This window comes from Variovorax sp. P4_D9, from assembly GCF_056401695.1.
On record NZ_JBFUIU010000436.1, the window covers coordinates 1 to 7,693 of the forward strand.

The window sequence follows — 7,693 nt, forward strand, 5'->3', positions numbered from 1 at the left end:
CTACAGGGAATGCAGCCAGTCGAGCAGGGTCTTGTTCTTCTGCCACGAGGGGATGGTCGGAACGAGCGCTTCGTCGGCGACCTTCTCGAGCGCTTTGCGCTTCATCTCGAGATTTGCTCGCGCGTAGATCTGCGTCGTCTTCACATCGACATGCCCCAAAAAGTCACGGATCATCTCCAACGGAACGCCGCTTTGAAGTAGGTGCATGCCCTTGGTGTGGCGCAACCGATGCGGGCTCACCGCCTGGATGGAATCCGGGTGGGTGCAGCCAACAGGTGCAACATGCCGTTGCAGAAGGCAGCGAATACCCGAGCGCGAGAAATGCTCGCCCCAACGATTGCAAAACAGCGGATCGCGTATGCGTTCGGGTCGGTCCAGGCCGTGCTCTCGCATGTGATCGCGAAGTAGTTGTGCCGTAGCATCCATCAAAGGTACGACGCGGACCTTGCGGCCCTTGCCCATGAGGCGGATCTGCGCAGGCGATGTCAGGCGCACGTCGCCGGCGTCCAAATCGATCAACTCCTGGACGCGTGCACCCGTGTCGTACAAGACGCTCAGCAGGACCGCGTCCCTACGACCCTGCACCGTCGTCGCGTCGGGGTGTGCGAGAACCTGCACGAGTTGATCCTTGGAGAGATATCCGACGCTGGGCTGCGGGTGTCGCTGCAGCGGAATGGCCAGGATCTTCTGGCATTGCAGTAATCGCTCAGGCACCTCCGACTGTACGTACCGGAAGAAGGAATGCAGCGCGGCGAGCCGCTGGTTTTGCGTGCGGACCGAACAATGCCGGGCGTTGGCCAGATGATCCAAGAAGGCCTCGACGAACGGCACATCAAGCTGGGCGAGCGACAAACGTTCCACGGCAACGCCACGCACGTCGCGGCTGAACCGCAGCAGCAGAACGAACACGTCGCGGTAGGCCTTGATGGTATTCGGGCTCAGATTGCGCTGCCCAGCCAGGTAGCGGGTCAGGAAATCGGTGACATGCGTCGACAGATCGGTGGGCTTCATGATGGCCTCCGCGGGATGACGTCTTCAAAGGCGGCGTTGGCGCGCTTGACGACCTCGGGAAACAACTCAACCGTCAGATGCAAGTAGTGCTGAGTCCCTTGGAGCGACTGATGGCCCAGGTATGTGGCCAACACTGGAAGCTTCGCGTCGAGGTCAGCGCCCTCGCGACACCAGTGCAGCAGAGTGTGAACGGCATGGCTGTGGCGCAGATCGTGGACCCGCGGCCCCTTGCCTCGGCCGCCATGCGGAATCCCGCAGCGCATGAGCAGCTTACGGAACAGATGGTAGACGCCACTGAGGCTCCAGGGGCGTCCACCTTCCGAGGGGAAGAAGTAGGCGTCTGGCGGTCGGGGCCCGAGGGCGTCCGCGTACCTCTGAAGGCGTTGCACCAGCGCCAGGGCTGGCGGCACCAGCCGGTTCTTGCCGAACTTGGTGTCACGGATCGTCATGACACCCTGCACGAGGTCCATGTCCCCAACGCGCAAGTGCAGCGCCTCGCTGAGTCGGAGTCCGCAACCGTACAAGAGGCGAAAGAGCTCAGGCATCACGAGATGGCGCAGCGGCGCTCTCGCCGAGGGTGTGAGCCCATCGACAGCCCGCAGCAGTTGCGCAACCTCGGCGCGCGTGAACACGCGGGGCATAAAGAAGGTCGTCGGCTTCGCGGTGAACGACTTGTCCGGTACGTCGGCCGGGTACTCGTGGCGACACATGTACAGCGCGAACTGCCGAACCAGCGACACGCGAGCTTGCTGCGTCCCGACGCTCTCGTTTGGCTGCCTCATGAGCCATGTCCGGTACAGGGCTCGAGGTAACTCGCGCTTGTCGAGGCCGTGCTCGCAAAGGAATCGGTCGAGACGCGCCAGTATCCGGCGAGCTTCGTCATATCGGTACCCGCAAGCCTGGCGCTCCTGGACGTATCGCTCCATGAGCGGTGCCAGTGGACTGTGGTGGTCTGGAGTGGAGAGTTCATTCGACATGGCGCATCTCCTCGGTGTTCAGCGCGGCGCAGCGCAGCATCTCCACGTCGGCCTTGGCATAGATCAGCGTCGACGCGACCGATGCATGGCCCAGGACATCGGAGATCACGTGGAAGGGCGTCTCGGCTCGCAGAAGCCTCGTCGCCAGCGTGTGACGCAGCGAGTGCAATCCGTGTCGCTGCCTGCTGCGGAACTCGATGCTCGCGAGGCGCCTCCAGTCGTTGACAACCCGATCGAGGCTGTCGTGATCCGAAAACGGCTCGTATGGTGGCGTCAGCGTCAGAAACACTTCGCGATGCTCGACGTGCGGTCGAGCGAACTTCAAGTAGTCGATCAACGCCTGACCGACCTCTTCGTCCAGCGGCAAGCACTGTGGCGCACCGGTCTTGCACTGAGCGAAGCGAATCGTGGCGGCATCCCAGTCGAGACCCTCAAGCGTCAGCGATCGGATGTCGCCGACGCGTAGTCCCAGGCGCGACGCCAGCAGCAGGATCGCGAAGTCGCGCTTCCCCTTGGGCGAACTACGGTCGACAGAATCGAGCAGCTTGGCAACGAGCGCTGGTTCCCACACCGACGGGATGGTGGCTTCGCGCACTACCCGGATCCTGGGGAGAACGGCACCCAAGTCACGAGGCAACACGTCTCGCATGAACAGGAACTGAAAAAACGACCTGAGGTCAGAGACGATCCGGGCGATGCTCTTCTTCGTCATGTGCTGCCGCGAAGTGACGAAAGCCTCGATGTCGTCCGGCCGGATCTGATCGAAGATCACTACGTTCCTCGTCCCGAGGAAGGCCAAGAAGGTCGCGACCACGCGGATTCGTTGTTGCAGCGTCGATGCGCGCAGATGGCGCCGCTCTCGCCCATATCGTTCGAAGGAGCTCAGCGGCTTCTCCATCGACGGCGGGATCTGGAGCTTCTTCATATCCGTGAGGAAGCGGTCGATGCCACCCGTGCGTGCATAGTCGTCAAGCACCCTGACGCAGAAGACGAGGTGCCGGCGCCAAGCCTCCTCTCGTTCGGTCGACTCGCCATCGCGCAGCCCGTAGGCCTGTTCAAAGCGAATCGCGAGGTCCGTGGAGTATTGGCCTTGCAGGTTCAGCTCACTCGCGAATGCCGACAGGCGCTGCCAGACCGTTCGATAGCGCGTGAGCATTCTTCTGCTGTAGCCGAGCCTCTCAAGTTCGCGCAAGGCGCCGGTGCAAAGCTGATCCAACGACAAGCATTCCGGCACTTCAGACTTGGGCAGTTCCATGGTCGTCTCCCAGATGAATGGCGGCCCCAGTGGCCGCCGGGGATGACGATCATGAGACTGTTATGTTGAGCCGACTTGGTTCGGTTCGGCTGTCGGCGCGGCCGGCTTGGGCTCGGAGCGCATAGCAGGAAACTGCACCAAATACATGGACGTGGTCCCTACCGACACGTGCCCGAGGTTGTTCTGCACCACCTGAATCGGTACCGGCGCCTGCCCTTCCCTACCCTGCAGCGCATGCGAGCCATGCGAATGCCGCAACCAGTGCGTGCTGGCTTTCCTGAGCTGCTGCGCATCGACACCTTCAAGCTTGTCGGCCGCATGCGCGAGGAACGCCTTGATCGCCTGGTAGAGCCCTGAAGCGGACCAGCCTGCCGGCCGTGCGAGCCCCGAGTCGAAGCGCGCCATCACATGAATGCCCCGATTGCTGACGGCGCTGACCTGCCGATCGAAGTCATGCCGCGCCAGCTCGTCGCCGAACTCGTCGACCAATTCAGCGGGCACGGGCACCTGCCGGCTGCGCCCGCCCTTGCCGATGACGGACAGCAGCCAGTCGGGCGCCTTGGATCCATCGGCCGCGAGATTTTCGGCGGGCTCCAGGTCTTCGCACCTCGCGTTCGTGATCTCGGCCAGGCGCAGCCCGGTCGCATAGAGCCAGCGCATGGCGCGCCGAAGGCGCCGCCCTGGTTCCGTGTCGATATGGTCCCGCAGCAAGACATCGATGTGGTCCCATTGCGCAAACGTCAGGGTGCGGCTCGAACCCAGCGGACGCTGGGGATTCGGTGGCAGCGCCACCGCAGCGAACGGGTTGCCCACCACGTAGCCCTGGCCCAACAGGAAAGCAAACAAGCTTTTCAAGATGATCAGCGACTGCCGCAGCGCCACCGGTGTCAACGCTCCTTCCAGCGGCCGCCACATCGGCGACCAGCGCTGGTGATGTCGCGGGCCACACCAGGCGGGCGGCGGATCGGCAAGGAAGCTGCGGTAGGCGGTGGCGTCCTCGAGCGACAGCGAGGACAGCGCCTTCTTGCGTTCGAGGATCGACCAGAGCAGTAAACGCTCGGCTTCCTTGCGATACGACCGCTGGGTCGAGGAGAGCTCGCCGGTCGCACCACCCATCGAATCCGTCGGCCGCTTGGATGCCAGCCACGCGCTGATGGCCTCGTGGTCGTTGGCGGCGATGAGCAGGCACTTCTCGCGCGGCGCGCGATAGCGGCCTGCACGGCCGTCCAGATCAGCCGGCAGCACGAACTTTTCGTAGGGCACGATGGCCGTCGCCGCAGGCACCACGGCGGCCAACGTGGTCCGCGCTACCTGCGCACGCGGGTGCGCGACGTGAGCACCCACACGCATTCCAAGGGCTTGCTCGTTCGCATGCAGCCAATCCAGGATCCGGGCAGCCTTGAGTTCACCGATGCCGGGCACCCGCACCCACCACCGAGCGCCAATGCCGTTGATGTGTTCGACCAGCGCGAAAAGCGTCGGCACGCCGCCGCGCTCGAGCCGGGCGGCCAGCGAAGGGTTGAGCCATGCCGCGACGCTGTCGGTGGGCCGCGCATCCTGCACCACCAGGCCCTCGAGCCATCGCAGCGCCTGCAGCTGGTGGTCGATCACGCGGGCGCGGCGCGATGGCCGGTCTGACGCGCTGCCCTCCCCGCCCCCCGTCTTGTAGGCGGCTTCGTAGGCCTCGATCTGCTCCGCTTCGGAGAAATCCTCCATGCCCTGCGCCGCCGCGAACTCGGCCAGGCTCGGCAGCGCCGGCGCCGACGTGAAGCGATCGGGATCGAGCAGGATCAGTCGCGCGGTTCCGGGCTTGTGCTCGCGCTTGGCGGCCGCCGCAAACTCGTCGCGGATCCAGGCAATCGTGCGCCGGACGGTTCTGAGGTCGGTGTGCTCGCCTTCCAGCCGCAGGTATCGGTCCCAGCTCGCGCGCTCGTCCAGACCGTGGGCCAGCGCTCGCATGAAGGCGAAATGACCGCGGTGCAGCTTTCGGTGCTGCCCGACCTTGCCCTTTTTGGGGTTTGCAGGCGGGCCGTGTTGCCTGGTCACCAGAACTTCCACCACGGCTTGGGCGGCGCGACGGGCTCCAGGGGCTCGAGCTGCTGCAGCTCGCTCTCGCGCAGCCGCCTTCGCCGCTCGACCTCGAAGGCGTGCGCAACGCCAAACGCCCCCCTGTCGCCGCGCAGCGCCTGCGCGCGCCAGCCCGTGGCGAGCTGCTCGAGGCGCTCGTCGTCGAGGTTTGCAATCTGGGACGGCGTAGGCAGGGTGGTCATCGATAACGAAGATAGCCGATTAAAAGCTGGACGGTTGCGCCTCGCGCCCCCAGTGTGTGCGAAACGGCACGCCCTTTTCATGCCGAGCGGGGGCTGGGGCTTCGGCGATTCTGGCTGATGATAATCCACATAATCATCAATGCAGAAAAGCAGTGTCACAGTCAGGAGTAACTTCGTTACTCAACCAGAAATTGAATTAAATCAAGGACTTACGTGGCCGCTCCCTGAATCAAAGCGAACAGGGCTAGATGCGGGCACCGGCGTTCCGTCCTGTTGCGAGCTGGCCGCATGCCCAGACGGTAAGCCGCGGCAGGCGCATCGACAGACGTCGCGGGCCAAGGCCAGGCGCAGCGGAATTTCCCAATGGCACTCACATTGCGGCTGCCCGCGGCCCTGCCCCAGTCCGTGGAGCTTGCCCAGAACCTTGAGGAAATTCAGGCCGAGCGCTTCACGTGATGCGCAGCGATCAAGCGCGAAGCGGGCTCAGGCCACCACGGCAGCCGACGCCATCTTCTGACCCCGCACCCAGCCTCCTGCGGTGGGCTTGGCGGATTGGCGGTTGAGCTACACACGTGCGCGGCGGGCTCAGTTCGCCGGGTTGCGTCTTGGCATCGAAGCCGTCGTCCTGGCGCAGGCGCTCGGGATGGGACGATCCACCCTCCACCGCCTGCATCCGGCCGCGGTAGTCCAGCTCTGCGGCGGCTATCCGACGGTGATCCTGGCGTGTAAGCATTCACTTCATACGAAGACTGTCGCATCGACCCTTGCGCCCTCATCCGGTCTGCGTGGGCGGCAGACCTTGCTGCCCACGAAGGTGTCATTCATCGTGGCCGGCGTTGGCGCTGCGCGGCTCGCTCGTCGGCTGGTCTAGCGACAAGGTCGGTCCTCCCCTCCCGGTCGATGACGCTGACGAAGCGCTTGCCATCGTCGTCCTTCCACTCCGTCGTGGATCCCTGCGCATGCCGGCATAAGTTTCCCAACGGCACTCACATTGCGCCTGCCTGCTCCCCTAGGTCAGTCCGCGGAGCTTGGCCAGGACTTCCGAAATCGAGGCCGAAAGCGCCTCGGGCTGCACGTCGGTGATCGCGCTTGGCAGCAGGCTGATGGTCACGGTCCCGTTCACGGCACGCTGACACGACCCCACCGACTTGCCTTCGCTCCGGATCGCAATCTTCTCGGCCTTTGCGCTCAAGTCGAGACCCAGGAGGCGGGCCACCACGCCGGCTGGCACCAGCTTCTGACCCCGCACTTTCTCGGCCTTCTTGAGCACCGCTCGGCGATCCTTCTCCAGGCCCGCGTTGAGTTGCTCCGCATGCCGGTACTGGATTTCCAGCGGGCTGCGAAAGCACTCGACCACCGCCGATGGCAACTGCGCCACGATCAGGGCCTTGCGAACCCAGGTGTGGCTCACGCCCAGCTTCTCCGCCAACTGGCGCTGGGTCGGAAACAGATGCTCGTCCAGCGCGCGCTGGTACATCATTCCCTGCTCGTAGGGCGAAAGATCGGCGCGCTCCCGGTTCTCCCGGTCCATCGCCGCGAACAGCTCGGCATCGCCCAGTTCGTCGACCCAGATGGCGGCCAGCACCGGGATACCGAGCTCCAGACAGGCGCGGTGGCGCCGATGCCCGAACACCAGCTCATAGCGGTCGGCCTGGTCCGGCACGGGCCGCACCAGGATTGGCTGCACGTTGCCACCGGCCTGCTCGATGTCGGCCTTGAGGCCCGCGAAATCCGCGTTCTCGAACGAGGCCGCATGGCGGTTGGCCCAGCGTGTCGGCTGGATGGTCACCGGGTCCAGCTTGCGTGTGGGCGTCGAGCCGTCGTACTGGCGCAGACGCTCGCGCAGCGTAGACAGCTCGCCCTCGACGGCCTGCATCTGCCCGCGAAAGGCCAGCATCTGGCCGGGCCCCGTGCGGGGCGCAGGATGCCCGATGTGCGCCGGTGGAAACCTGGTTTCCACGACGGCCGCGGCGCCCGGGAAGCTCGGGTGCGCCGGCGCGGCCGGGGGTGCGTTGGGCGCCGCCGCGGGCGGAACCTCAGGGATCGACAGACCGGCCGTCAGTGCTTCCAGGCGCTTGCGGGTGCTAGCCATTTTGATTCTCCATTGCGGTGGAAACCAGGTTTCCACCCATGTTGCAGCGGCGGGCCGGACTGGGGCCTTCGTCGAGTCGCAAGAAGGT

At 64.8% G+C, this 7,693-nt stretch carries 6 protein-coding genes; all 6 read right to left on the bottom strand.

Annotated features, from left to right (window positions below; all coding sequences use genetic code 11):
* Entirely contained in the window at positions 1-1,011 is a 1,011-nt protein-coding gene (locus AC1DY5_RS34170) for a tyrosine-type recombinase/integrase (RefSeq protein ID WP_478118736.1), read from the bottom strand.
* Entirely contained in the window at positions 1,008-1,793 is a 786-nt protein-coding gene (locus AC1DY5_RS34175; RefSeq protein ID WP_478118738.1) for a tyrosine-type recombinase/integrase, read from the bottom strand. The genes AC1DY5_RS34170 and AC1DY5_RS34175 overlap by 4 nt, the downstream gene beginning before the upstream one ends.
* 184 nt (positions 1,794-1,977) lie before the next feature.
* On the bottom strand, positions 1,978-3,243 hold the full coding sequence (locus AC1DY5_RS34180; RefSeq protein WP_478118740.1) for a tyrosine-type recombinase/integrase: 1,266 nt from the start codon (positions 3,241-3,243) through the stop codon (positions 1,978-1,980).
* A gap of 60 nt (positions 3,244-3,303) precedes the next feature.
* Positions 3,304-5,289 carry a phage integrase family protein gene (locus AC1DY5_RS34185; RefSeq protein WP_478118742.1) on the bottom strand — a complete coding sequence of 662 codons (1,986 nt, stop codon included), beginning with the start codon at positions 5,287-5,289 and terminating at the stop codon, positions 3,304-3,306.
* Complete coding sequence (locus AC1DY5_RS34190) at positions 5,286-5,513, bottom strand: hypothetical protein (RefSeq protein WP_478118743.1); 228 nt, start codon at positions 5,511-5,513, stop codon at positions 5,286-5,288. The genes AC1DY5_RS34185 and AC1DY5_RS34190 overlap by 4 nt, the downstream gene beginning before the upstream one ends.
* 1,009 nt (positions 5,514-6,522) lie before the next feature.
* On the bottom strand, positions 6,523-7,605 hold the full coding sequence (locus AC1DY5_RS34195) for a ParB/RepB/Spo0J family partition protein (RefSeq protein WP_478118745.1): 1,083 nt from the start codon (positions 7,603-7,605) through the stop codon (positions 6,523-6,525).
* Positions 7,606-7,693 lie beyond the last annotated feature (88 nt).

Excerpts from the sequence above, each read along its gene's own strand:
- AC1DY5_RS34195 (WP_478118745.1), bottom strand. The coding sequence starts at position 7,605 with ATGGCTAGCACCCGCAAGCGCCTGGAAGCACTGACGGCCGGTCTGTCG.
- AC1DY5_RS34190 (WP_478118743.1), bottom strand. The coding sequence starts at position 5,513 with ATGACCACCCTGCCTACGCCGTCCCAGATTGCAAACCTCGACGACGAG.
- AC1DY5_RS34175 (WP_478118738.1), bottom strand. The coding sequence starts at position 1,793 with ATGAGGCAGCCAAACGAGAGCGTCGGGACGCAGCAAGCTCGCGTGTCG.
- AC1DY5_RS34170 (WP_478118736.1), bottom strand. The coding sequence starts at position 1,011 with ATGAAGCCCACCGATCTGTCGACGCATGTCACCGATTTCCTGACCCGC.
- AC1DY5_RS34180 (WP_478118740.1), bottom strand. The coding sequence starts at position 3,243 with ATGGAACTGCCCAAGTCTGAAGTGCCGGAATGCTTGTCGTTGGATCAG.